The organism is Pseudomonas sp. FeS53a, assembly GCF_000931385.1.
Lineage (GTDB): Bacteria > Pseudomonadota > Gammaproteobacteria > Pseudomonadales > Pseudomonadaceae > Metapseudomonas > Metapseudomonas otitidis.
In genome coordinates this window covers 265,274-286,278 of the sequence record NZ_JYFT01000056.1, presented here as the reverse complement: position 1 = coordinate 286,278, position 21,005 = coordinate 265,274, and the positions used below count along the sequence as shown (strand labels likewise).

Annotated in this window: 18 protein-coding genes; 13 read left to right on the top strand and 5 right to left on the bottom strand. The window is 65.2% G+C overall.

Going from position 1 to position 21,005, the window contains the following annotated elements; genetic code table 11:
- The first annotated feature begins 7 nt into the window (after nt 1–7).
- The 5 genes from SZ55_RS17140 (at nt 8) to rluB (ending at nt 3,840) form a co-directional block, all read left to right on the top strand.
- A complete protein-coding gene (locus SZ55_RS17140; RefSeq protein WP_044408763.1) occupies nt 8–643 on the top strand; it encodes an L-threonylcarbamoyladenylate synthase in 636 nt (211 codons plus the stop codon).
- Between the two features lie 119 nt (nt 644–762).
- On the top strand, nt 763–1,461 hold the full coding sequence (locus SZ55_RS17135; protein ID WP_160480578.1) for a segregation and condensation protein A: 699 nt from the start codon (nt 763–765) through the stop codon (nt 1,459–1,461).
- Between the two features lie 3 nt (nt 1,462–1,464).
- Nucleotides 1,465–2,268: an SMC-Scp complex subunit ScpB gene (gene scpB / locus SZ55_RS17130; RefSeq protein WP_044408757.1), complete on the top strand. Its 804-nt coding sequence runs from the start codon at nt 1,465–1,467 to the stop codon at nt 2,266–2,268.
- A gap of 9 nt (nt 2,269–2,277) precedes the next feature.
- Nucleotides 2,278–2,457: a DUF1289 domain-containing protein gene (locus SZ55_RS17125; protein ID WP_044408754.1), complete on the top strand. Its 180-nt coding sequence runs from the start codon at nt 2,278–2,280 to the stop codon at nt 2,455–2,457.
- 87 nt (nt 2,458–2,544) lie between these two features.
- Nucleotides 2,545–3,840, top strand: a complete 1,296-nt coding sequence (gene rluB / locus SZ55_RS17120; RefSeq protein ID WP_044408751.1) for a 23S rRNA pseudouridine(2605) synthase RluB — start codon at nt 2,545–2,547, stop codon at nt 3,838–3,840.
- Between the two features lie 63 nt (nt 3,841–3,903).
- Here the strand turns inward: rluB and SZ55_RS17115 are convergent, their stop codons facing one another.
- From SZ55_RS17115 to SZ55_RS17095, 5 genes are all read right to left on the bottom strand, one after another.
- Entirely contained in the window at nt 3,904–4,833 is a 930-nt protein-coding gene (locus SZ55_RS17115) for a GGDEF domain-containing protein (protein WP_044408748.1), read from the bottom strand.
- 242 nt (nt 4,834–5,075) lie between these two features.
- Entirely contained in the window at nt 5,076–5,816 is a 741-nt protein-coding gene (locus tag SZ55_RS17110) for a YciK family oxidoreductase (RefSeq protein WP_044408745.1), read from the bottom strand.
- Between the two features lie 87 nt (nt 5,817–5,903).
- Complete coding sequence (mupP, locus tag SZ55_RS17105; protein ID WP_164707460.1) at nt 5,904–6,584, bottom strand: N-acetylmuramic acid 6-phosphate phosphatase MupP; 681 nt, start codon at nt 6,582–6,584, stop codon at nt 5,904–5,906.
- On the bottom strand, nt 6,581–7,279 hold the full coding sequence (gene ubiG, locus SZ55_RS17100; protein ID WP_044408741.1) for a bifunctional 2-polyprenyl-6-hydroxyphenol methylase/3-demethylubiquinol 3-O-methyltransferase UbiG: 699 nt from the start codon (nt 7,277–7,279) through the stop codon (nt 6,581–6,583). Before ubiG ends, mupP begins: the two co-directional genes overlap by 4 nt.
- Before the next feature lie 25 nt (nt 7,280–7,304).
- Nucleotides 7,305–8,630 carry a TRZ/ATZ family hydrolase gene (locus SZ55_RS17095; RefSeq protein ID WP_044408738.1) on the bottom strand — a complete coding sequence of 442 codons (1,326 nt, stop codon included), beginning with the start codon at nt 8,628–8,630 and terminating at the stop codon, nt 7,305–7,307.
- Nucleotides 8,631–8,749: 119 nt separating this feature from the next.
- On the opposite strand from SZ55_RS17095, the gene mtnA reads away from it, so the two are divergent.
- The 8 genes from mtnA (at nt 8,750) to rpsA (ending at nt 21,000) form a co-directional block, all read left to right on the top strand.
- On the top strand, nt 8,750–9,826 hold the full coding sequence (gene mtnA, locus SZ55_RS17090) for an S-methyl-5-thioribose-1-phosphate isomerase (RefSeq protein WP_044408735.1): 1,077 nt from the start codon (nt 8,750–8,752) through the stop codon (nt 9,824–9,826).
- Between the two features lie 218 nt (nt 9,827–10,044).
- Nucleotides 10,045–12,807 (top strand): DNA gyrase subunit A, encoded by a 2,763-nt coding sequence (gyrA, locus tag SZ55_RS17085; protein WP_044408732.1) that lies wholly within the window; start codon nt 10,045–10,047, stop codon nt 12,805–12,807.
- 95 nt (nt 12,808–12,902) lie between these two features.
- Nucleotides 12,903–13,988 (top strand): 3-phosphoserine/phosphohydroxythreonine transaminase, encoded by a 1,086-nt coding sequence (gene serC / locus SZ55_RS17080; protein WP_044408924.1) that lies wholly within the window; start codon nt 12,903–12,905, stop codon nt 13,986–13,988.
- A complete protein-coding gene (gene pheA / locus SZ55_RS17075) occupies nt 13,988–15,082 on the top strand; it encodes a prephenate dehydratase (RefSeq protein WP_044408729.1) in 1,095 nt (364 codons plus the stop codon). The genes serC and pheA overlap by 1 nt, the downstream gene beginning before the upstream one ends.
- An 87-nt stretch (nt 15,083–15,169) precedes the next feature.
- Complete coding sequence (hisC, locus tag SZ55_RS17070) at nt 15,170–16,282, top strand: histidinol-phosphate transaminase (protein ID WP_044408725.1); 1,113 nt, start codon at nt 15,170–15,172, stop codon at nt 16,280–16,282.
- Nucleotides 16,283–16,286: 4 nt separating this feature from the next.
- Nucleotides 16,287–18,515 (top strand): bifunctional prephenate dehydrogenase/3-phosphoshikimate 1-carboxyvinyltransferase, encoded by a 2,229-nt coding sequence (locus SZ55_RS17065; RefSeq protein ID WP_082078266.1) that lies wholly within the window; start codon nt 16,287–16,289, stop codon nt 18,513–18,515.
- Nucleotides 18,515–19,198 carry a (d)CMP kinase gene (gene cmk / locus SZ55_RS17060; RefSeq protein WP_082078265.1) on the top strand — a complete coding sequence of 228 codons (684 nt, stop codon included), beginning with the start codon at nt 18,515–18,517 and terminating at the stop codon, nt 19,196–19,198. The genes SZ55_RS17065 and cmk overlap by 1 nt, the downstream gene beginning before the upstream one ends.
- Nucleotides 19,199–19,320: 122 nt before the next feature.
- Nucleotides 19,321–21,000 (top strand): 30S ribosomal protein S1, encoded by a 1,680-nt coding sequence (rpsA, locus tag SZ55_RS17055; RefSeq protein WP_044408718.1) that lies wholly within the window; start codon nt 19,321–19,323, stop codon nt 20,998–21,000.
- Nucleotides 21,001–21,005 lie beyond the last annotated feature (5 nt).

The following is a 21,005-nucleotide window of genomic DNA, read 5'->3' as shown; positions in this document are numbered from 1 at the left end:
AGCCAACGTGAGCCAGTTCTTCCAGGTCCACCCGGAAAATCCGCAGGTCCGCCTGATCAAGCAGGCGGTGGAGATCGTCCGGGGCGGCGGCGTGATCGTCTACCCGACCGACTCCTCCTACGCCATCGGCTGTGCCATCGGCGAGAAGTCGGCGGTGGAGCGCATCCGTCGCCTGCGCCGACTGGACGACAAGCACAACTTCACCCTGGTCTGCCGCGACCTCTCCGAGCTCGGGCTGTTCGCCAAGGTCGACACGGCGGCGTTCCGCTTGCTCAAGGCCCATACGCCCGGCCCCTACACCTTCATCCTCAACGCCACCCGCGAGGTGCCGAGGATGCTGATGCACCCGAAACGCCGCACCATCGGCCTGCGGGTGCCTGACCACCCCATCGCCCTGGCATTGCTGGCCGAACTGGGGGCGCCACTGATGAGCGCGTCGCTCATCCTCCCCGGTGAGGCCCAGCCCATGAGCGACCCCTACGAGATGCGCCAGATGCTGGAGCACCACGTGGACCTGATCATCGACGGCGGCTACGGCGGTGTCGAAGCGTCCACCGTGGTGGACCTGTCCGAAGGCGAACCGAGCATCTTCCGCGTCGGCTGTGGCGACCCCACTCCGTTCCTGGCGGACGCCGGCGCGTGAGCGGCGAGCCGACGGGCGTCGACCCTCAGGCCGGCGCCCAGCAGGAGCTGCCGTTCGCGCTGGTGTATGGCCAGGCGGTCACTGAGCTTCCCGTCGACCTCTATATCCCGCCGGATGCCCTGGAAGTGTTCCTCGAAGCCTTCGAGGGCCCGCTGGACCTGCTGCTCTACCTCATCCGCAAGCAGAACATCGACATCCTCGACATCCCCGTGGCGGAGATCACCCGCCAGTACATGGGCTACGTCGAGCTGATGAAGTCGGTGCGCCTGGAGCTGGCGGCCGAGTACCTGGTGATGGCCGCGATGCTGGCCGAGATCAAGTCGCGCATGCTGTTGCCGCGTTCCGGCGAGAGCGAGGAGGAAGAGGAAGACCCCCGCGCCGAGCTGATCCGCCGCCTGCAGGAGTACGAGCGCTTCAAGCAGGCTGCCGAAGGCCTGGACACCCTGCCCCGGGTGGGGCGCGACCTCATCGTGCCGCGCGTGGATGCGCCCGAGGCGCGGGCCCGCAAGCTGCTGCCCGATGTGAGCCTGGAGGAAGTGCTGCTCTCCATGGCCGAGGTGCTGCGCCGGGCCGACATGTTCGAAAGCCACCAGGTCACCCGCGAGGCGCTGTCCACCCGCGAGCGCATGAGCGAGGTGCTGGAGCGCCTCAAGGGCGGCGGCTTCGTGCCCTTCGTCCAGCTGTTCGCACCGGAAGAGGGGCGCCTGGGGGTGGTGGTCACCTTCATGGCCGTGCTCGAACTGATCAAGGAACAACTGGTTGAACTGGTGCAGAATGAGCCCTTCGCACCCATCCATGTCCGTGCCCGAGCCGAGTGACCGATGAACCTCAACGACACCAAGGAGCTGGCTTCCCTGCTCGAAGCCTTTCTGCTGGCCGCGGGCAAGCCCCTGTCGCTGGAGCGGATCGCTGAGCTGTTCGAGGAAGCCGAGCGCCCGGAGCTGTCGAAGATCCGCGACGCCCTCGCCGTGCTGGCCAAGTCCTGCAATGGCCGCGCATTCGAACTGAAGGAGGTGGCCTCGGGCTACCGCCTCCAGGTGCGCGAGCGCTTCGCCCCCTGGGTCGGACGCCTCTGGGAGGAGCGGCCGCAGCGCTATTCCCGCGCATTGCTGGAGACCCTGGCGCTGATCGCCTACCGGCAACCCATCACCCGGGGGGAGATCGAGGACATCCGTGGCGTCACGGTGAACAGCCAGATCGTCAAGACGTTGATGGAGCGGGAGTGGATCCGCGTCGTGGGCTACCGCGACGTGCCGGGCAAGCCGGCGATGTTCGCCACCACCAAGGCCTTCCTCGACCACTTCAACCTGCGCAACCTTGACGAACTGCCGCCCCTGGCTGCCTTGCGCGAACTGGAGCCGGAGCCCGAGCTGGCCCTGGATGACGACGCGCCGGTGCCGGCCGACCTGCAGGCCCGCGCGGACGCGGCACTGGGCGAGGAGCCTGCCGGCGAGCCCCGCGAGGAGGTCAGCTTCCGCAGCCTGCTGGCCGAGCTGGACACCATGGAGGAGGGGCTCAAGACCGACTTCGACGACCTCCTGCCGCCTGACGACGAGCCCGCCCCGGTCGATGAGGCGGAGGATGAGGACACCCCGCTCGCCGACGAAGGCGAGACCCTGCACTGAGGTGACCTGATGAAGGACCCCTGCATCGGCGTCTGCCAGTTTTCCGACGATGTCTGCCGGGGCTGCGGCCGCACCCGCCGAGAGATCAAGGCCTGGAAGAAGCTGGACAAGGGCGAGCGTCTGGTGGTGCTGGCCGAAGCCGACCTGCGCTTGCTGGCGCTGCAGGCGACCGGCCGGCGCAAAGGCTGACGGCCCGGCCAGGTCTGGCTAGCCTCAGTGATTACCGCCGCGTATGATGCGCGACCTTTTTCGAGCGATACACCGGGAGGTGCCCAGATGAACGAAGACGATTACAGCCCCGCAGGGGAAAAGCTGCAGAAGGTCCTGGCCCGCATGGGGCTGGCCTCGCGCCGCGACATCGAGGCCTGGATCACCGAAGGCCGCGTCAAGGTCAACGGCGCTGCTGCCACCCTCGGCCAGCGGGTCGACAGCCATGACGCCATCAGCGTCGACGGCCGCCTGCTCAAGCGCGAGGAAGAGGCCGAGAGCGTCCGCCGCGTGCTGATCTACAACAAGCCCGAAGGCGAAGTCTGCACCCGCGACGACCCCGAAGGCCGTCCCACCGTTTTCGAGCGCCTGCCCCGCCTGCGTTCCGGCCGCTGGATCAACGTCGGCCGCCTGGACATCAACACCACCGGCCTGCTGCTGTTCACCACCGACGGTGAACTGGCGAACCGGCTGATGCACCCCTCCTACGAGATGGACCGCGAGTACGCCGTGCGTGTGCGCGGTGAGGTCACCGAGGAGATGCTGGAGAACCTGAAGAACGGCGTGATGCTGGAAGACGGCCCGGCCAAGTTCACCGACATCCAGGAAGCTCCGGGCGGTGAAGGCTTCAACCACTGGTACCACTGCGTGGTGATGGAAGGCCGCAACCGCGAAGTGCGTCGCCTGTGGGAGTCCCAGGGCCTGGTGGTGAGCCGTCTGAAGCGTGTGCGCTTCGGCCCGGTGTTCATCACCTCCGACCTGACCATGGGACGCTGGCGCGAGATGGGCCAGCAGGAAGTGGACATCCTCAGCGAGGAAGTCGGCCTGCGCCCGGTGGCTCTGCCGGCCATGAAGGCCAAGTCCCGCGAGAAGCTGGAGCGCATGCAGCGCAAGTCCGCCAAGCCTGTGGCACCGCGCTCGCGTCCTGCCCGCAGCGAGGGTGACGAGCGTCCGGCTCGTGCGCCCCGTGGCGAGAAAGCCGAGCGTCCGAGCCGTCCCCGTGGCGAAGGTGCGGAGCGCCCGGTGCGTTCGCCGCGTCCGGCCCGTGGTGAGGGTGATGAGCGTCCGGTACGCGCCCCGCGTGGCGAGAAGGCCGAGCGCCCGAGCCGTCCGCGCGGTGAAGGGGCTGAGCGTCCGGCCCGTGCGCCCCGTCCGGCTGGGCGTGGTGAGCCGCGTGGTACGCCGATCGCCGAGCGTCCGAAGGACTCCGGTCGCAAGCCGCAGCGCCCGGCCCGCCCCCAGGGTGATGCCGTGGAAGTGGCCGAGCGCCCGCAGCGCAAGCCCAAGCCGCAGCGTCCGGTGAGCCGCCGCAGCAATCCGCCGGCCGGCGAAGGCCAGCGCCCGGGCTTCGGTCGCAAGCGCTGAGGCCGGGTTACAGGCAATGAAAAAGGGGCTCGATGAGCCCCTTTTTCATGTCCGTCGCCTGGATCAGCCCGCCATGGACAGGCGGTTGCGTCCGTCGCGCTTGGCGACATAGAGGGCGTTGTCGGCGCGGCGCAGCAGGCTCTGCACCGACTCGGCCGGCAGCAGCGTAGCGCAGCCCAGGCTGACGGACAGCTCGATCGGCTGGCCGGCCACCAGGTGCTGGATCTCCATCACGCTCAGGCGCAGGCGCTCGCCCACCATGGCAGCGGCCTCGCGGCAGGTGTTGGAGAGGAGGATGAGGAATTCTTCGCCGCCGTAGCGGAACACCATGTCGACGTTGCGCAGGCGGCCTTTCAGGGTGGTGGCCACGGCCTTGAGCACTTCGTCGCCGGTGCCGTGGCCGTACTGGTCGTTGATGCGCTTGAAGTGGTCGATGTCCAGCATCAGCACCGACAGTGGCTGCTGGTTGCGGCGCGACAGGTCGACCTCGCGCTGCAGGGCCTGGTCCATGGCGATGCGGTTGCCGGTCTCGGTCAGCGGGTCGCGCAGGGCGGATTGCACGGCGGTGCGGTACAGCAGCGCGTTGCGTAGCGGGAACAGCAGGCAGGCCAGCAGGGATTCGAGCTGCGCCAGTTCGGTCTCTTCGAAGCGCTGGCGGCGGCGGAACACCAGCTCGCCCAGGTACTCGCCCTCGTGGGTCAGGCGATAGCCGGCGGAGTGGGCGGCGCGCTCGCCGAACTCCAGGCGCAGGTCGCTGCCCTGGTGTGCGTAGGCCAGCGCGTCCAGCGGTACCAGGCGCTGCACCTCGCGGAAGAAGCTGCCGAGGATGCGGTCCACTTCCAGGCTGGTCTGCAGTTGCAGGGTCAGCTGGCGGCGCAGCTCCAGCAGGGTGACCTGGCGCGGCGGCTGCAGCGGAGTGGGCGTGTTGTAGCCCAGGCGCTGGAGCTTGGCGGCATCGAAATCAATGGTGTTGGTGGGCGTGTGGGGAGCCATTTGGCGAAACCTCTGACGCTTCGAGCGACGACATCCGACCTAAGGCTATTTCCGTGCCAGGTTTCACATTCCCCGGTAAACCCCTTTTCTATCAGTCGCTTATGCGTTTCTGGGGCGGCGGGGTGGCAAGGCGTTGCCGGTTGTCTGACGGGCGAGATGGCAATTTGATGCCTGTTGCGGAGGGGCGCGCCGGTTTAATGGCAGGGCGATGGCGGCGGCCGGGCGGCCGCCGCCGGAAGGTCTTACTGTGCGTCGAATGCCTGGCCGTTGATGCCGGTGCTGTCCGCCCCCATGAGGTAGAGGTAGACCGGCATGATGGCCTCGGGTTCCGGGTTCTTGGCGGGGTTCTCGCCGGGGTAGGCGAGGGCGCGCATGCTGGTGCGGGTGGCACCCGGGTTGACGCTGTTGGCGCGGACGTTGGCGATGCCGTCCAGCTCGTCGGCCAGGACCTGCATCAGGCCCTCGGTAGCGAACTTGGAGACGGCGTAGGCGCCCCAGTAGGCGCGACCCTTGCGCCCCACGCTGCTGGAGGTGAAGACCACCGAGGCGTCGCTGGATAGCTTGAGCACGGGCAGGAGGGTGCTGGTGAGCATGAACATGGCGTTGACGTTCACCTGCATGACGCGCATGAAGTTCTCGCCGGACAGCTGCTCGATGGGCGTGCGCGGGCCGAGGATGGAAGCGTTGTGCAGCAGCCCGTCGAGGCGGCCGAATTCACGCTCCACCAGGGCGGCCAGTTCGTCGAACTGGTGCGGCTGGGCAGTCTCCAGGTTGAAGGGGATGACGCCCGGCTGCGGGTGGCCGGCGGCTTCGATGGCGTCATACACCTCGTTGAGGTGGGATTCGGTCTTGCCCAGCAGCAGGACGGTGGCGCCATGGGCGGCGAAGGTCTTGGCGGCGGCGGCTCCGATGCCGCGTCCGGCGCCGGTCACGAGGATGACGCGGTCCTTCAGCAGGTCGGGGCGGGCGGAATACTGGAACATCGGGAACTCCTTCGAAGCGCTGTGGAGGCTCGCTTCAGGCAATGGGTAGGCGGTACATGGGGGCGCTGCGTGGCAGGCCCCAGCCGGTCAGCAGCTGCAGAGCGCGCGGTCGAGAACGGCGCGCAGCTCGAGCGGATGGTCGACCACCACGTCGGCTCCCCAGTGATGGGGGTTGTCGTCGGGGTGGATGTAGCCGTAGGTCACGGCGGCGGTGCGCGTCCCGGCGGCGCGACCGGATTCGATGTCGCGCAGGTCGTCGCCGATGAACAGCACGCTGGCCGGCTCCAGCCCCAGCTGGCTGCAGGCGAGGTGGAGCATCTCCGGGTCGGGCTTGCTGTTGGTGACGTGGTCCGGGCAGATGAGCACGGCCGAGCGCTGGGCCAGGCCAAGCTGCTGCATGATCGGTTCGGCGAAGCGCACCGGCTTGTTGGTCACCACGCCCCAGATGAGCTTGGCGGCCTCGATGTCGGCCAGCAGCGGCTCGATGCCGTCGAACGGACGGGTGAGCACGGCGCAGTGTTGCTGGTAGCGCTCGAGGAACTCCAGGCGCAGGGCTTCGAAGCCCGGGGCTTCGGGGTTCATTTCGAAGGTGGCGGCAACCATGGCGCGGGCGCCGCCGGAGACCACGTCACGGATCGATTTCTCGTCCTGTGGCGGCAGGCCGCGCTCGGTGCGCATGGCCTGGCAGATGGCGATGAAGTCCGGCGCCGAGTCGAGGAGGGTGCCGTCCATGTCGAAGAGAACCGCTCGCAGTCGCATGGTCGTCACTCCTCGCGCAGGGTCTGGACCATGTAGTTGACGTCGACGTCGTTGGCCAGCTTGTAGTGCTTGGTGAGCGGGTTGTAGGTCAGGCCGATGATGTCCTTCACGGCCAGGCCGGCGGCACGGCTCCAGGCGCCCAGCTCGGACGGGCGGATGAACTTCTTGAAGTCATGGGTGCCGCGCGGCAGCAGCTTCATGATGTATTCCGCGCCGACGATGGCGAACAGGTACGCCTTGGGGTTGCGGTTGATGGTGGAGAAGAACACCTGGCCGCCGGGCTTGACCAGGGTGTGGCAGGCGCGGATCACCGAAGCCGGGTCCGGCACGTGCTCGAGCATCTCCAGGCAGGTGACGACGTCGAACTGGCCGGGCATCTCGGCTGCCAGCTCCTCGGCGGTGATACGGCGGTATTCCACCGGGACGCCGGATTCCAGTTGGTGTAGTTGGGCCACCGCCAGAGGCGCTTCGCCCATGTCGATACCGGTGACGGTGGCGCCACGCTGGGCCATGGCTTCGCTGAGGATGCCGCCGCCGCAGCCGACGTCCAGCACGCGCTTGCCGGCGAGGTGGACGCGCTCGTCGATCCAGTTGACCCGCAGGGGGTTGATGTCGTGCAGGGGCTTGAACTCGCTTTCGCGGTCCCACCAGCGGTGGGCGAGGGCTTCGAACTTGGCGATTTCGGCGTGATCGACGTTGCTCATGGTGAACACCTTTATCAAACGTAATTCAGTGACCGGCGATGCGCTGGCCCCATTGGCGGGCGGTGGCGATCAGGCGGTCTTCGTCCTGGCGGGCGAGGCGGCCGTCTTCCAGCAGCGGCTTGCCGTCCACCCACAGGTACCGGACGCGATCGCGCCCGGTGGCATAGATAAGTTGCGATACCGGGTCGTAGACCGGCTGCTGGGCCAGCCCGCTGAGGTCGACGGCGATCATGTCGGCGGCCTTGCCCAGTTCCAGGGAGCCTGTGTCCGCTTCCATGCCCAGCGCGCGGGCGCCGTTGAGGGTGGCCATGCGCAGGGCGCGGTGGGCGTCCAGGGCGGTGGCGGAGCCGGCGACAGCCTTGGCGAGCAGGGCGGCGGTGCGGGTTTCCCCCAGGAGGTCGAGGTCATTGTTGCTGGCGGCGCCGTCGGTGCCGATGGCGACGTTGACGCCCGCGAGCCAGAGCCGCTCCACCGGGCAGAAACCGCTGGCCAGCTTGAGGTTGGATTCGGGGCAGTGGATGACGCTGGTGTTGCTTTCTACCAGCAGGGCCAGGTCGTCATCGCTGATCTGGGTCATGTGCACGGCCTGGAAGCGCGGGCCGAGCAGGCCGAGGCGGGCCAGGCGGGCCATGGGGCGCTCGCCGCGCTGCTCGAGGCTCTGCTGCACCTCGAAGGCGGTTTCCTGCACGTGCATGTGGATGCCGGCATCCAGTTCCTCGGCCAGCACCCGGATGTTCTCCAGCTTGTCGTCGCTGACGGTGTAGGGGGCGTGGGGGCCGAAGGCGACCTTCAGGCGGGGGTGGTGCTTGAGGTCGCTGAACAGCTCCAGGCCACGGCGCACGGCTTCGCTGGCGTCGTGGGCGCCGGGGATGGGGAAGTCCAGCACCGGGATGGTGATCTGCGCCTTGATGCCGGCGCCGTGCATGGCTTCGCTGGCCACCGAGGGGAAGAAGTACATGTCAGAGAAGCAGGTGATGCCGCCCTTGATCTGCTCGGCGATGGCCAGCTCGGTGCCGTCGCGGACGAAGTGCTCGTCGACCCAGCGGGCCTCGGCCGGCCAGATGTGCTTCTCCAGCCAGGTCATCAGCGGCAGGTCGTCGGCGATGCCGCGGAACAGCGACATGGCGGCGTGGCCGTGGGCATTCACCAGGCCGGGGGCCAGCAGCATGCCGGGCAGCTCGATGACCTCACGGGCCGGATGGGCCAGGGCTTCCTCGCGCTTGGCGATCAGGGCGATGCGGCCGTCGCGCACCCCGAGGGCGTGGTGGGAAAGCACGACGCCGGCGGGCTCCACCGGGACGATCCAGGTGGGCAGCAGGAGCAGGTCGAGGGGGAGGCGGGCGTGGGGCATGGTGGCGCGTCCTGGGCGCGGAAAATATCGCGGGAGTATACCCGAATAGCCAAGCCAGACCGCCCCTGCATCGCTATAATCCGCGGTTTTTCGCGAAGTTGACTGGGGTGAGGTGTGGCATGCGTGAGCGACTGTTGGCGGCCGAGAAGGTCACGGCCATCGAGTGGCGGGACGGCGTCCTGCGGCTGATCGATCAACGGCTCCTGCCGCGCGAGGAAACCTGGCTGTCCTACGACTCCGCTGCGGGTGTGGCCCAGGCCATTCGTGACATGGTGGTGCGCGGTGCGCCGGCCATTGGCATCAGTGCGGCCTACGGCGTGGTGCTGGGTGCGCGTCAGCGGTTGGCGGCCGGTGGTGACTGGCGCCAGTCGCTGGAGGAGGACTTTGCGCTTCTGGCGGGCTCCCGCCCTACGGCGGTCAATCTGTTCTGGGCGTTGAACCGCATGCGTGATCGCCTCGAGCGCCTGAAGGATGCGGAGGATCCGCTGGTGGTGCTGGAGGCCGAGGCAGTGGCGATCCATGAGAGTGATCGCGAGGCCAACCTGACCATGGCGCAATTGGGCATGGAGGTGATCCGGCGTCACCAGGGTGCGCCCCAGGCCCTTCTCACCCACTGCAATGCCGGTGCCTTGGCGACCGGTGGTTTCGGTACGGCTCTCGGGGTTATTCGAGCGGCCCACCTGGAAGGGCTGGTGGAGCGGGTCTACGCCGACGAGACCCGTCCCTGGTTGCAGGGTGCCCGCCTGACGGCCTGGGAGTTGGTGAATGAGGGGGTGCCGGTGCGCCTGAACGCCGATTCTGCGGCTGCGCACCTGATGAAGGTGGGTGGCATCACCTGGGTGATCGTCGGGGCGGATCGCATCACGGCCAATGGTGATGTGGCCAACAAGATCGGCACCTACCAGCTGGCTGTGTGTGCGATGCACCACGGCGTGCGTTTCATGGTGGTGGCGCCCAGTTCCACCATCGACATGGGGCTGGAAAGCGGCGAGGACATCCCGATCGAGGAGCGTGCCGGCAGCGAGCTGCTGGAAGTGGGCGGTGCGCGAATCGCGGCGGATGTCGAGGCCGTCAATCCGGTATTCGACGTGACGCCGGCCGACCTGATCGATGTCATCGTGACCGAGCGCGGCATCGTCGAGCGTCCCGATGCCGAGAAAATGGCCCAGCTGATGTGCCGCAAGCGCCTGCACTGAGGCGTTTTGCCCACGCCCGGCGGGGCTGCCTGCCGGGTGGGGATTGTGGTAATCTCCGCCAGTTCTAGCGCTTCCCTTCGCCGGGGCGGCTGCATCCACGCGACCCCGGCGTAACTCTTTGATTTTTCGTGTCGTCCTGGTGCTGGCCGGGCGGCGGATCCCGCCTCGTCCAGGATGGATGGCGCGGGGTTTCATCAGAAAAAGGAATCAGGCTTCTCATGGGTGAACTGGCCAAAGAAATCCTCCCGGTCAATATCGAAGACGAGCTGAAACAGTCCTACCTCGATTACGCGATGAGCGTGATCGTCGGTCGCGCCCTGCCGGACGCGCGTGACGGGTTGAAGCCGGTCCACCGTCGCGTCCTCTTTGCCATGAGCGAGCTGGGCAACGACTGGAACAAGCCCTACAAGAAGTCGGCCCGTGTGGTCGGCGACGTGATCGGTAAGTACCACCCCCACGGTGATACCGCCGTGTACGACACCATCGTGCGCATGGCCCAGCCTTTCTCCCTGCGCTACATGCTGGTGGACGGCCAGGGCAACTTCGGTTCGGTGGACGGCGATAACGCGGCCGCCATGCGTTACACCGAAGTGCGCATGGCCAAGCTGGCCCACGAGCTGCTGGCCGACCTGGACAAGGAAACCGTGGACTGGGTGCCCAACTACGACGGCACCGAGCAGATCCCGGCGGTCATGCCCACCAAGATCCCGAACCTGCTGGTCAACGGTTCCAGCGGTATCGCCGTGGGCATGGCGACCAACATCCCGCCCCACAACCTGGGCGAGGTCATCGACGGCTGCCTGGCACTGATGGAGAACCCGGAGCTCTCCGTCGATGATCTGATGAAGTACATCCCGGGTCCCGACTTCCCCACCGCCGGCATCATCAACGGCCGTGCCGGGATCATCGAGGCCTACCGCACCGGTCGTGGCCGTATCTACATCCGTGCCCGCGCCGAGATCGAGGACATGGAGAAGGGTGGCGGTCGCCAGCAGATCGTCGTCACCGAGCTGCCTTACCAGCTGAACAAGGCGCGTCTGATCGAGAAGATCGCCGAGCTGGTCAAGGAGAAGAAGATCGAGGGCATCACCGAGCTGCGTGACGAGTCCGACAAGGACGGCATGCGCGTGGTGATCGAGCTGCGTCGTGGAGAAGTGGGCGAGGTGGTGCTGAACAACCTCTACGCCCAGACCCAGATGCAGAGCGTCTTCGGCATCAACGCCGTGGCGCTGGTGGATGGCCAGCCGCGCACGATGAACCTCAAGGACATGCTCGAGGTCTTCATCCGTCACCGCCGTGAAGTGGTGACCCGCCGTACCGTCTACGAGCTGCGCAAGGCGCGTGAACGTGGGCACATCCTCGAAGGCCAGGCTGTTGCGCTGTCCAACATCGACCCGGTGATCGAGCTGATCAAGGCCTCGCCGACCCCGGCCGAAGCCAAGGAGCGCCTGATCGCCACCGCCTGGGAATCCAGCGCCGTGGAAGCCATGGTAGAGCGTGCCGGTGCCGATGCCTGCCGCCCCGAGGACCTGGAGCCGCAATACGGCCTGCGCGATGGCAAGTACTACCTGTCCCCCGAGCAGGCCCAGGCCATTCTCGAACTGCGCCTGCACCGCCTGACCGGCCTGGAGCACGAGAAGCTCCTGTCCGAGTACCAGGAAATCCTCAACCTGATCGGCGAGCTGATCCGCATCCTCACCAACCCCGAGCGCCTGATGGAAGTCATCCGCGAAGAGCTGGAGAAGGTGAAGGCCGAGTTCGGCGATGCCCGTCGCACCCAGATCGTCGCGTCCCAGGTCGACCTGACCATCGCTGACCTGATCACCGAGGAAGAGCGCGTCGTCACCATTTCCCACGGTGGCTACGCCAAGTCCCAGCCGCTGGCCGTCTACCAGGCCCAGCGCCGTGGCGGCAAGGGCAAGTCCGCCACGGGTGTGAAGGACGAGGACTACATCGAGCACCTGCTGGTCGCCAACAGCCATGCGACCCTGCTGCTGTTCTCCAGCAAGGGCAAGGTCTACTGGCTGCGCACCTTCGAGATTCCCGAGGCGTCCCGCACCGCGCGTGGTCGCCCGCTGGTGAACCTGCTGCCGCTGGACGAAGGCGAGCGCATCACCGCGATGCTCCAGATCGACCTGGAAGCGCTGCAGCAGAGCGGCAGCGACGAGGATCTGGACGAAGCCGATGGTGTGGTGATCGAGGGCGAAGTGGTCGAGCCGGAAGCCGCCAGTGAAGGCGCTGACGATGGCGAGACCGAGCTGGCCAACGACGAGCCCACCGGCGCCTACATCTTCATGGCCACCGCCTTCGGCACCGTGAAGAAGACCCCGCTGGTGCAATTCAGCCGTCCGCGCAGTGCCGGTCTGATCGCGCTGAAGCTGGAAGAGGGTGACACCCTGATCGCGGCGGCCATTACCGACGGCGCCAAGGAAGTCATGCTGTTCTCCGATGGCGGCAAGGTCATCCGCTTCAAGGAAAAACTCGTACGCATCATGGGCCGCAATGCCCGTGGCGTGCGCGGCATGCGCCTGCCGGAAGGCCAGCGCCTGATCTCCATGCTGATCCCGGAAGCCAATGCGCAGATCCTGACCGCCTCCGAGCGCGGGTACGGCAAGCGCACTCGCCTGGGTGAGTTCCCCCGCCGTGGGCGCGGTGGCCAGGGCGTCATCGCCATGGTTTCCAACGAGCGCAACGGCAAGCTGGTCGGCGCCATCCAGGTGCAGGACGGCGAGGAAATCATGCTGATCTCCGACCAGGGCACCCTGGTACGTACTCGCGTGGACGAAGTCTCCAGCTCCGGGCGTAACACCCAGGGCGTGACCCTGATCAAGCTCGCCAAGGATGAGACGCTGGTTGGGCTCGAGCGTGTCCAGGAGCCTTCCGACGATGGCGAGGACGACGTGATCGAAGGCCACGATGAAGAGGCTGTGGCCGCGGTTGATGGCGTCGAGGGCGACGCCGAGCAGGTCGCTGACGAGTAAGTGTGGCAAGGGCGGGCCTTCGCCGGCCCGTCCGTTCGGTAGAAGAAAAACCTGCGGGGGCGCTTATGCCCTCGCGCTACCCAGTGAGAATGGATGTGAGCAAGCGAGCCTATAATTTCTGCGCCGGCCCCGCCGCGCTTCCGGACGCTGTACTGCAACGTGCCCAGGCCGAACTCCTCGATTGGCAGGGCAAGGGCCTGTCCGTGATGGAGATGAGCCATCGCAGTGATGACTACGTGGCCATTGCCGAGAAGGCCGAGCAGGATCTTCGCGACCTCCTGTCCATTCCCTCCAATTACAAGGTGCTGTTCCTCCAGGGCGGCGCCAGCCAGCAGTTCGCCGAGATCCCGCTGAACCTGCTGCCTGAGAACGGTGTGGCCGACTACGTCGAGACCGGCATCTGGTCGAAGAAGAGCATTGAAGAGGCCAGCCGCTTCGGTCGCGTCAACGTCGCCGCCAGCGCCAAGGGCTACGACTATTTCGCCATTCCTGGCCAGAACGAGTGGCAGCTGTCCAAGGATGCGGCCTACCTGCACTACGCCTCCAACGAAACCATCGGCGGTCTGCAGTTCGACTGGATCCCGGAGGTTGGCGACGTACCGCTGGTGGTAGACATGTCGTCCGACATTCTTTCCCGCCCGCTGGACGTTTCCCGTTTCGGTCTGATCTATGCCGGCGCGCAGAAGAACATCGGTCCCAGCGGCCTGGTGGTGGTGATCGTGCGCGAGGACCTGCTAGGTCGTGCCCGTTCGTCCTGCCCGACCATGCTCAACTACAAGATCGCGGCCGATAACGGCTCCATGTACAACACGCCGGCGACCTTCTCCTGGTACCTCTCGGGCCTGGTGTTCGAGTGGTTGAAGGAGCAGGGTGGCGTCGAGGCCATGGAGGAACGCAACAAGGCCAAGAAGGACCTGCTCTACGGTTACATCGACAAGAGCGACTTCTACACCAACCCCATCGCGCACAATGCCCGCTCCTGGATGAACGTGCCGTTCCGCCTGGCTGACGAGCGCCTGGACAAGGACTTCCTCGCCGGCGCCGATGCCCGTGGCCTGCTCAACCTCAAGGGCCATCGCTCCGTAGGCGGCATGCGTGCCTCCATCTACAACGCCGTGGGCCTGGATGCGGTCGAGGCTCTGGTGGCCTACATGGCGGAGTTCGAGAAGGAGCGCGCGTGATGTCCGACCAGGAACTGAAGGCCCTGCGTCTGCGCATCGACAGCCTTGACGAGAAGATCCTCGAGCTGATCAGCGAGCGCGCCCGCTGCGCCCAGGATGTGGCGCGGGTGAAGATGGCGTCCCTGCCGGAGGGCGAGAAGCCGGTCTTCTACCGCCCCGAGCGCGAGGCCTGGGTGCTCAAGCACATCATGGAGCGCAACCAGGGCCCGCTGGACAACGAGGAAATGGCGCGGCTGTTCCGCGAGATAATGTCCTCCTGCCTGGCCCTGGAGCAGCCCCTCAAGGTGGCGTACCTGGGGCCGGAAGGCACCTTCACCCAGGCGGCTGCCCTCAAGCATTTCGGCCATGCGGTGATCAGCTCGCCGATGGCCGCCATCGACGAGGTGTTCCGCGAGGTGGCTGCAGGTGCAGTCAACTTCGGTGTCGTGCCGGTGGAGAACTCCACCGAGGGTGCGGTCAACCACACCCTGGACAGCTTCCTCGAGCACGACATGGTGATCTGCGGTGAGGTTGAGCTGCGCATCCACCATCACCTGCTGGTGGGGGAGAACACCAAGACCGACAACATCACCCGCATCTACTCCCATGCCCAGTCCTTGGCGCAGTGCCGCAAGTGGCTGGATGCTCACTACCCCAACGTCGAGCGCGTGGCGGTTTCGAGCAATGCCGATGCGGCCAAGCGGGTGAAGAGCGAGTGGAACTCCGCCGCCATCGCCGGCGACATGGCGGCCAGCCTCTACGGCCTGACCAAGCTGTGCGAGAAGATCGAGGACCGCCCGGACAACTCCACGCGTTTCCTCATCATCGGCAGCCAGGAAGTGCCGCCCACCGGCGACGACAAGACCTCGGTCATCGTATCCATGCGCAACAAGCCGGGGGCGCTCCATGAGCTGCTGGTGCCGTTCCACAACAACGGCATCGACCTGACCCGCATCGAGACCCGCCCGTCCCGCAGTGGTAAGTGGACCTACGTTTTCTTCATCGACTTCGTGGGCCACCACCGCGATCCGCTGATCAAGGACGTGCTGGAGAAGATCAACCAGGAGGCCGTGGCACTGAAGGTGCTCGGTTCCTATCCCAAAGCGGTTCTCTGAATCGACGGTCACAGGCCGCAAGCCTCTTGCTGAACAGATCCGGCGCGTGGCTTCCGGCTTGTGGTCCAAAGCTTGAGGCGTGCAGCTATGTCCTGTGACTTCCTTGCCCTTGCCCAGCCGGGCGTGCAGAAACTTTCACCCTATGTGCCCGGCAAGCCGGTGGATGAGTTGGCTCGCGAGCTCGACCTCGACCCGTCCGGCATCGTCAAGCTGGCCAGTAACGAGAACCCGCTCGGCCCGAGCCCCAAGGCTCTCGAGGCCATTCGTGCCGAGCTGGCCGAGCTGACCCGCTACCCCGATGGCAACGGCTTCGAGCTGAAGCGCCGCCTGGCCGAACGCTGCGGCGTCACGCCGGCCCAGGTGACCCTCGGCAATGGCTCCAACGACATTCTCGATCTGGTGGCTCGGGCCTACCTGGCGCCTGGCTTGAATGCTGTGTTCAGCGAGTACGCCTTTGCCGTCTATCCTATTGCCACCCAGGCCGTGGGTGCTGTCGGCAAGGTGGTTCCGGCCCGGGATTTTGGTCATGACCTGCCGGCCATGCTGGCGGCCATCGACGCCAACACCCGCGTCGTCTTCATCGCCAACCCCAACAACCCCACCGGTACCTGGTTCGGCCCTGCTGCCCTGGAGAGCTTCCTCGCCCAGGTGCCGGAAAACGTTCTGGTGGTGTTGGACGAGGCCTACATCGAGTATGCCGAGGGTGACGAGTTGCCCGATGGCCTCGATTACCTGGCGCGCTACCCGAACCTGCTGGTCTCGCGGACGTTCTCCAAGGCCTATGGCCTGGCGTCCCTGCGGGTCGGCTACGGTCTTTCCAGCGCCCAGGTGGCCGATGTGCTGAACCGCGTGCGCCAGCCCTTCAATGTCAACAGCCTGGCCCTGGCTGCGGCCTGCGCAGCACTGGACGATGCTGATTACCTTGCTGAAAGCCGCCGGATCAACGATGCCGGCATGCTTCAGTTGGAAGAGGGGTTCCGCGCCCTGGGTCTGACGTGGATTCCTTCCAAAGGCAACTTCATCGCTGTCGACTTCGGTCGTGACGCTGCCCCCATCAATGCCGCCTTGCTGCGCGAGGGTGTGATCCTTCGTCCGGTGGGTGGCTATGGCATGCCCACCTTCTTGCGTGTCTCCATCGGCCTGCCGGCGGAAAACGCCCGTTGCCTGGAGGCGCTGGCCAAGGTGCTCGCCCGTGCCTGATGTCATGACCCTGCAACGGGGTGGTCCTATCTTCGGGCGCCTGGTGGTGATTGGACTCGGTCTCATTGGCGGGTCTTTCGCCMAGGGKTTGCGCGAGAAGGGAGTGTTCGCCGAGGTGGTGGGCGTGGACAAGGATCCGGAGTCCTGCCGCATCGCCGTCGAGACAGGGGTGGTGGATCGTTGCGAGAGCGATCTGGATGCCGCCTGTCGCGGGGCTGAGGTGATCCAGTTGGCGGTGCCGATACTGGCCATGGAGAAGCTGCTGGGGCAGTTGGCCGCGCTCGACCTTGGAAAGGCCGTGCTGACCGATGTGGGAAGCGCCAAGGGCAATGTAGTACGCGCTGCACGCGTGGCGTTCGGCCAGATGCCGGCGCGTTTCGTCCCCGGTCACCCCATCGCGGGTTCGGAGAAGAGCGGGGTGGAGGCGGCCAACGCGGGTCTGTTCCGTCGTCACAAGGTGATCCTCACGCCGGCAGAGAATACCGACCAGGCAGCCCTGGAGCAGGTCGACCAGCTTTGGCGGGCCTTGGGTGCCGATGTCGAGCACATGGATGTCGAGCACCACGACGAGGTGCTCGCTGCGACCAGTCATCTGCCGCACCTGCTGGCGTTTGGCCTGGTCGATTCGCTCGGCAAGCGCAGCGAGAACCTGGAGATTTTCCGTTACGCCGCCGGTGGCTTCCGTGACTTCACGCGGATCGCCGGCAGTGATCCGGTGATGTGGCACGACATTTTCCTCGCCAATCGCGAGGCCGTGCTGCGGATTCTGGACGTATTTCGCGCCGACCTCGACGCGCTGCGCGCTGCGGTCGACGCTGGGGATGGGCATGAGTTGCTGGGCGTGTTCACCCGCGCCCGCTTCGCCCGCGAGCATTTCAGCAAAATCCTGGCCCGCAGGGCCTATGTGGACGCCATGCACAATAACGATCTGATCTACCTTGCCCAGCCCGGTGGCCAAATTTCCGGCCGTATTCGCGTTCCTGGCGACAAATCCATCTCCCATCGGTCGATCATGCTCGGCTCCCTGGCCGAAGGAACCACCGAGGTGGAAGGCTTCCTCGAAGGTGAGGACGCCCTGGCGACGCTGCAGACCTTCCGTGACATGGGCGTCGTCATCGAAGGCCCTCACCATGGTCGTGTGACCATCCATGGTGTTGGCCTCCATGGCCTCAAGCCGCCGCCTGGTCCCCTCTACCTGGGCAACTCTGGCACTTCCATGCGACTGCTCAGCGGTCTGCTGGCTGCCCAGCCGTTCGACACCACCTTGACCGGTGATGCCTCTCTCTCCAAGCGCCCGATGAATCGCGTGGCCAAGCCGCTCCGCGAAATGGGGGCGGTGATCGAAACCGGCCCTGAGGGGCGTCCGCCGCTGACCATCCGCGGTGGCCAGCGCCTGACCGGGATGAGCTACGACATGCCCATGGCCAGCGCCCAGGTGAAGTCCTGCCTGCTGCTTGCCGGCCTGTATGCCGCCGGGGAGACCGCCGTTACCGAGCCGGCTCCTACCCGTGATCACACCGAACGCATGCTCCAGGGCTTTGGCTACCCGGTGAAGGTGGAGGGCAATACCGCGAGCGTCGAGAGTGGTCACAAGCTCACGGCTTGCAAGATCGAGGTGCCTGCCGATATTTCCTCCGCTGCCTTCTTCCTGGTGGCGGCGAGCATCGCCGAAGGTTCCGAGCTGCTGCTCGAGCATGTCGGCATCAACCCGACCCGTACCGGGGTGATCGATATTCTCAAGCTGATGGGCGGCGACATCACCCTGGAAAACCAGCGCGTGGTGGGTGGCGAACCGGTTGCCGACATCCGCGTTCGGGCAGCCAAGCTCAAGGGCATTGATATCCCCGAAGACCTGGTGCCCCTGGCCATCGATGAGTTTCCGGTGCTCTTCGTCGCGGCTGCCTGCGCCGAGGGGCGTACCGTGCTACGTGGTGCGGAAGAGTTGCGGGTCAAGGAGTCCGACCGTATCCAGGTCATGGCCGATGGCCTGCAGACCCTGGGCGTGAAAGCGGAGCCGACCCCGGACGGCATCGTTATCGAAGGTGGCCCGATGGGCGGTGGTGAAGTCTGGGCGCATGGCGACCACCGTATCGCCATGTCCTTCACGGTGGCGTCGCTCCGCGCCGGGGCTCCGATCCGAATCCATGACTGCGCGAACGTGGCGACCTCCTTCCCGAACTTCCTGGGGTTGGCTTCGCAGGTCGGAATCCGCGTAGCGGAAGAGGGCAAGTGATGAGTGGCGTACCTGTGATAACCGTCGACGGACCGGGGGGATCCGGCAAAGGCACTCTGTGTGGCTTGCTGGCCAGGCGCCTGGGCTGGAACCTGCTCGATTCGGGCGCGCTCTACCGCCTCTTGGCATTTGCCGCGCGCAACCACGGTGTCGACCTCACCAATGAGGAAGCGCTGACGGTTCTGGCAGCTCATCTGGACGTGCAGTTCCTTTCCGCAGCGGATGGCAGTGAGCGCATCGTGCTCGAAGGCGAGGATGTGTCCAATGTGATCCGAACCGAGGTGGTCGGGGCGGGCGCTTCCCAGGTGGCTGCCTTGCCGGCGGTTCGCGATGCGCTACTGGAACGCCAGCGTGCGTTCCGTGAGTCTCCCGGCCTTGTTGCGGACGGGCGTGATATGGGAACCGTCGTATTTCCCGATGCGCCACTCAAGATATTCCTGACCGCAAGCGCCGAGGAGCGGGCGCGACGCCGTTATCTCCAGTTGAAGGGCAAAGGCGAGGATGTTAATCTGCCGAGTCTACTTGACGAGATAATCGCACGTGACGAGCGTGATACGCAGCGTGCGGTGGCTCCGCTTAAGCCGGCGCCCGATGCGATCCTGCTGGATTCCACCGATCTCTCGATCGAGCAGGTGCTGGAACGTATTCTCAGTGAGGTCGCAATTCGCGATCTCGCCGGGTAACCCAGAGAGGCATGCGGGAAGGCCAGTCTAAAGCCCCGCAAGACTCTTTTTATATGAACAAACCCACATTGTCTGGAGTGTGGCTTTGGGCGAATCCTCGCCCTTGATCAACAGGAATCAACATGAGCGAAAGCTTTGCAGAACTTTTTGAAGAAAGCCTGAAATCCCTCGACATGCAGCCCGGTGCGATCATCACCGGCATCGTGGTCGACATCGATGGTGACTGGGTCACTGTCCATGCCGGCCTGAAGTCCGAGGGTGTCATCCCGGTCGAGCAGTTCTACAACGAGCAGGGCGAGCTGACCATCAAGGTCGGTGACGAAGTGCACGTTGCGCTCGATGCTGTGGAAGACGGCTTCGGCGAAACCAAGCTGTCCCGCGAGAAAGCCAAGCGCGCCGAGTCTTGGATTGTTCTGGAAGCGGCTTTCGCTGCCGAAGAAGTGGTCAAGGGCGTTATCAACGGCAAGGTCAAAGGTGGTTTCACTGTCGACGTCAATGGCATCCGCGCATTCCTGCCCGGCTCCCTGGTCGACGTGCGTCCGGTGCGTGATACCACTCACCTGGAAGGCAAAGAACTCGAGTTCAAGGTCATCAAGCTGGACCAGAAGCGCAACAACGTTGTCGTTTCCCGTCGCAGCGTCCTCGAAGCCGAGAACAGCGCCGAGCGCGAAGCGCTGCTGGAATCCTTGCAGGAAGGCCAGCAAGTCAAGGGCATCGTCAAGAACCTCACCGATTACGGTGCGTTCGTTGACCTGGGCGGCGTAGATGGCCTGCTGCACATCACCGACATGGCGTGGAAGCGCATCAAGCATCCGTCCGAGATCGTCAACGTTGGTGACGAGATCGACGTCAAGGTCCTGAAGTTCGACCGCGAGCGCAACCGCGTTTCCCTGGGTCTGAAGCAACTGGGCGAAGATCCGTGGGTTGCCATCAAGGCTCGTTACCCGGAAGGCACCCGCGTCATGGCTCGCGTCACCAACCTGACCGACTACGGCTGCTTCGCCGAGTTGGAAGAGGGCGTGGAAGGCCTGGTGCACGTGTCCGAGATGGATTGGACCAACAAGAACATCCACCCGTCCAAGGTCGTTCAGGTCGGCGACGAAGTGGAAGTTCAGGTCTTGGATATCGACGAAGAGCGTCGTCGTATCTCCCTGGGTATCAAGCAGTGCAAATCCAACCCGTGGGAAGATTTCTCCAGCCGCTTCAACAAGGGCGACAAGATCTCCGGCACCATCAAGTCGATCACCGATTTCGGTATCTTCATCGGTCTGGAGGGTGGCATCGACGGTCTGGTTCACCTCTCCGACATCTCCTGGAACGAAGTGGGCGAAGAAGCCGTACGTCGCTTCAAGAAGGGCGACGAGCTGGAAACCGTCATCCTCTCCGTTGATCCGGAGCGCGAGCGCATCTCTCTGGGCATCAAGCAGCTGGAAGACGATCCGTTCTCCAACTACGCATCCCTGAACGAGAAGGGCAGCATCGTTCGTGGCACCGTCAAGGAAGTTGACGCCAAAGGCGCTGTGATTTCCCTTGGCAACGATATCGAAGGCATCCTGAAAGCCTCCGAAATCAGCCGCGATCGCGTTGAAGATGCTCGCAACGTGCTGAAGGAAGGCGAAGAAGTCGAAGCCAAGATCATCAGCATCGACCGTAAGAGCCGCGTCATCAGCCTGTCCATCAAGTCGAAAGACGTGGATGATGAGAAAGACGCAATGAAGGAACTGCGCAAGCAGGAATCCGAGAGCGCTGGTCCGACCACCATTGGTGATCTGATTCGTGCGCAGATGGAAAACCAGAACTAAGTTCG

What these genes read in the sequence shown, in the direction of transcription:
- scpB (WP_044408757.1), top strand. Translation starts at nt 1,465, where the DNA reads ATGAACCTCAACGACACCAAGGAGCTGGCTTCCCTGCTCGAAGCCTTT.
- SZ55_RS17125 (WP_044408754.1), top strand. Translation starts at nt 2,278, where the DNA reads ATGAAGGACCCCTGCATCGGCGTCTGCCAGTTTTCCGACGATGTCTGC.
- rluB (WP_044408751.1), top strand. Translation starts at nt 2,545, where the DNA reads ATGAACGAAGACGATTACAGCCCCGCAGGGGAAAAGCTGCAGAAGGTC.
- SZ55_RS17115 (WP_044408748.1), bottom strand. Translation starts at nt 4,833, where the DNA reads ATGGCTCCCCACACGCCCACCAACACCATTGATTTCGATGCCGCCAAG.
- SZ55_RS17110 (WP_044408745.1), bottom strand. Translation starts at nt 5,816, where the DNA reads ATGTTCCAGTATTCCGCCCGCCCCGACCTGCTGAAGGACCGCGTCATC.
- ubiG (WP_044408741.1), bottom strand. Translation starts at nt 7,279, where the DNA reads ATGAGCAACGTCGATCACGCCGAAATCGCCAAGTTCGAAGCCCTCGCC.
- SZ55_RS17095 (WP_044408738.1), bottom strand. Translation starts at nt 8,630, where the DNA reads ATGCCCCACGCCCGCCTCCCCCTCGACCTGCTCCTGCTGCCCACCTGG.
- mtnA (WP_044408735.1), top strand. Translation starts at nt 8,750, where the DNA reads ATGCGTGAGCGACTGTTGGCGGCCGAGAAGGTCACGGCCATCGAGTGG.
- gyrA (WP_044408732.1), top strand. Translation starts at nt 10,045, where the DNA reads ATGGGTGAACTGGCCAAAGAAATCCTCCCGGTCAATATCGAAGACGAG.
- pheA (WP_044408729.1), top strand. Translation starts at nt 13,988, where the DNA reads ATGTCCGACCAGGAACTGAAGGCCCTGCGTCTGCGCATCGACAGCCTT.
- hisC (WP_044408725.1), top strand. Translation starts at nt 15,170, where the DNA reads ATGTCCTGTGACTTCCTTGCCCTTGCCCAGCCGGGCGTGCAGAAACTT.
- cmk (WP_082078265.1), top strand. Translation starts at nt 18,515, where the DNA reads ATGAGTGGCGTACCTGTGATAACCGTCGACGGACCGGGGGGATCCGGC.
- rpsA (WP_044408718.1), top strand. Translation starts at nt 19,321, where the DNA reads ATGAGCGAAAGCTTTGCAGAACTTTTTGAAGAAAGCCTGAAATCCCTC.